This is a genomic window from Pseudomonas sp. 05N434, from assembly GCF_056396965.1.
Genome location: NZ_JBFTMK010000648.1, coordinates 1 through 2,535 on the forward strand (window position 1 = coordinate 1; position 2,535 = coordinate 2,535).

The window sequence follows — 2,535 nt, forward strand, 5'->3', positions numbered from 1 at the left end:
TCGACGGCCTTATCCAGGTCCGCGTCGTCGAACACGATGAACGGCGCGTTGCCGCCCAGTTCCAGCGAGACTTTCTTGATGTCCTTGGCGCACTCGGTCATCAGCTGACGACCGATTTCGGTCGAACCGGTGAACGACAGTTTGCGCACGATCGGGTTGCCGGTCAGCTCGCTGCCAATGTCGCCGGCGCTCCCGGTCACCACACTGAACACGCCGTTCGGAATACCGGCACGCTGGGCCAGTTCAGCCAGGGCGAATGCAGAGAACGGAGTTTGCGATGCAGGCTTGAGCACCATGGTGCAACCGGCGGCCAGGGCCGGGCCTGCTTTACGGGTGATCATTGCAGCCGGGAAGTTCCACGGAGTAATCGCAGCGGTCACGCCGATCGGCTGCTTGATCACGATCAGGCGCTTGTCTGGCTGGTGGCCCGGAATCACGTCACCGTAGATGCGCTTGGCTTCTTCGGCGAACCACTCGATAAAGGAAGCGGCGTAAACGATCTCGCCCTTGGCTTCAGCCAATGGCTTGCCCTGCTCCAGGGTCATCAGGCGAGCCAGGTCGTCCTGATTTTCGATGATCAGCTCGAACCAGCGACGCAGCTTGTTTGCGCGCTCCTTGGCGGTCAGTGCACGCCAGGCCGGCAGCGCTTTGTCAGCGGCTTCGATTGCACGGCGGGTTTCGGCAGCGCCCATTTTCGGCACAGTACCCAGAATTTCGCCCGTTGCCGGGTTATTGACCTTGATCGTCTGACCGTTGTCCGCATCGACCCAAGCGCCATCGATAAAGGCTTGCTGGCGGAACAACTGGGTGTCTTTAAGCTGCATGTCGGCTTTCCTTAACAGCACCGCGGCCAGCGCGGAGCGAATTATGATTGTAGAAAGGCGCCTTATAGGCTGCCGTCAGGGAAATCATTCACCGGGCTGAAGCACATAAATAGCGCACTGATCGAACTCGTGCGGTTCAGCACCCAGACAAGAGCGTTTGAAATCTCAAACGAATCCTAGGATCAAAGGGGGTAAAGGACAATAGGCTGTTCGAAAAAAAGAACGTAAACGCCGCATTTGCCTATTTTTTCGGATCAGCGTAGCAACCGTAGGTTACGCTTTGGAAAAACGCAGACGATTCAGCAGCATGGACGCCCGCAGCGCATATGAGTATCATGGCGCCCGCATTGCACCAGTAGCYCAGCTGGATAGAGTACTGCCCTCCGAAGGCAGGGGTCGTGGGTTCGAATCCCGCCTGGTGCACCATATGTAGAAACGAGAAAGCCTCAGGTCTTAGGGTCTGGGGCTTTTTTGTGGGCACAAAAAAACCGCCAAAGCGGTTTTTTCATTCTGTCGTCCAATCAAACTCGTCGTACTCATCATCGTCGTCTTCGTCCTCGATCAACTCATCATCAAGAACGTCTTCCTCAAGATCCTCTTCTGCCTGCTTCGCCAGAAGAAACTCCTTACGACTCTCAGTCACTGCTCGCCTCAGTTCCTCACCCTTCACCGGGCAGTTGAGCATTTGGGCGATGCGGTCGATTTTTTGGGCCACGGCATCCTCCAACGCATCGGCTATGGGCTGATAGTGCGCGCTTTCGGGTGTCGATGCCAAATCGGCGACCGCTGTTCAGCTCATTCTTTCTGCATTTCCTTGAGTTTGGCCGCCAGGTTTTCCTTGGGAAAGCGCTTGTGCAATGTCGTCATCAGCGCCTCGGCGGCTTGGGTTTGTCCGGCCTCTTGCAGGCGTATCACTTCACGTAATTGATCATCCAGTGACTTGACCGGCGCGGCGGCGCGTTTGCTGAGTTTGGCTTCGTCGGCCATTTCGCTGTTGATCGACTCGCGCTGCATCGGTGCAGCAAAATCCGCCATCGGCGCAGCCGGTGCGGGCGCGGACAAAGCCTCGGCCGGTGCGGCCTGGGAGCGGGCAGCGGCTTCCTGTTTGGCGGCCGGTGCGGACGCTTTCGGCGCAGGCGCGAAGTCGTAATTCGGCAATTGCTCGGGCGTGCGTTGCACCAGCGCCAGCATCAGCGCGACGCCGACGAGGCTGGCGAATGCCACTTGCCAGCGGGGCTGTTGGCAGGCGTGGAGCCAGCGTTGCCACAGGTTCGGCTTCGGCGCGGGGGCTTCGCGGTGCGCGGTGGCGAGGATGAAGGCGTCGAGGTGCGCCGGTGGTTCGCCGCTGCTGTGATCGCGAAAATGCTTGAGCATTTCATCGTCGGGCGATGACGGTGTTTGTTTGGCGTCAGTCATGTCAGTACCTCCTCGGCCAGCAGCCGACGCAGTTTTTGCTGGGCGTAGCGCAAGCGGCTTTTAACGGTTTCCAGCGGTGTTTCGGTGAGGGTGGCGATCTGCGGCAGGTCGAGGTCGCCGTGGGCGCGCAGCAAGAACACTTCGCGCTGGTCGGCGGGCAGGGTTTGCAGGGCGGTTTCGAGGCGTTGACCGTCGCGGCTCAGACTCAGCAGTTGTTCAGGGTCGGCTGCGTCGTCGATCAGGGCGTGGGCCTGTTCGTCATAGCTGTCGTGCAAGGGGTTGTGGACACCATGTT

Annotated in this window: 4 protein-coding genes and 1 tRNA gene; 1 reads left to right on the forward strand and 4 read right to left on the reverse strand. The window is 59.2% G+C overall.

Annotated features, from left to right (window positions below; translation table 11 throughout):
• The coding region (locus AC1DLB_RS27405; protein ID WP_477786042.1) for an aldehyde dehydrogenase family protein at nt 1-824 on the reverse strand (824 nt) is incomplete at its 3' end.
• Between the two features lie 349 nt (nt 825-1,173).
• Here AC1DLB_RS27405 and AC1DLB_RS27410 point away from each other — a divergent pair.
• Nucleotides 1,174-1,250 (forward strand) — tRNA-Arg (locus AC1DLB_RS27410).
• Nucleotides 1,251-1,329: 79 nt separating this feature from the next.
• On the opposite strand, the gene AC1DLB_RS27415 is transcribed toward AC1DLB_RS27410, so the two are convergent.
• The 3 genes from AC1DLB_RS27415 to AC1DLB_RS27425 form a co-directional block, all read right to left on the reverse strand.
• Nucleotides 1,330-1,599 carry a hypothetical protein gene (locus tag AC1DLB_RS27415; RefSeq protein ID WP_018929371.1) on the reverse strand — a complete coding sequence of 90 codons (270 nt, stop codon included), beginning with the start codon at nt 1,597-1,599 and terminating at the stop codon, nt 1,330-1,332.
• Between the two features lie 20 nt (nt 1,600-1,619).
• Complete coding sequence (locus AC1DLB_RS27420) at nt 1,620-2,240, reverse strand: hypothetical protein (RefSeq protein WP_477744090.1); 621 nt, start codon at nt 2,238-2,240, stop codon at nt 1,620-1,622.
• Nucleotides 2,237-2,535: sigma-70 family RNA polymerase sigma factor (locus AC1DLB_RS27425; RefSeq protein ID WP_477786043.1), on the reverse strand; the 299-nt coding region annotated here is incomplete at its 5' end. The genes AC1DLB_RS27420 and AC1DLB_RS27425, both read right to left, overlap by 4 nt.

Excerpts from the sequence above, each read along its gene's own strand:
- AC1DLB_RS27420 (WP_477744090.1), bottom strand. The coding sequence starts at position 2,240 with ATGACTGACGCCAAACAAACACCGTCATCGCCCGACGATGAAATGCTC.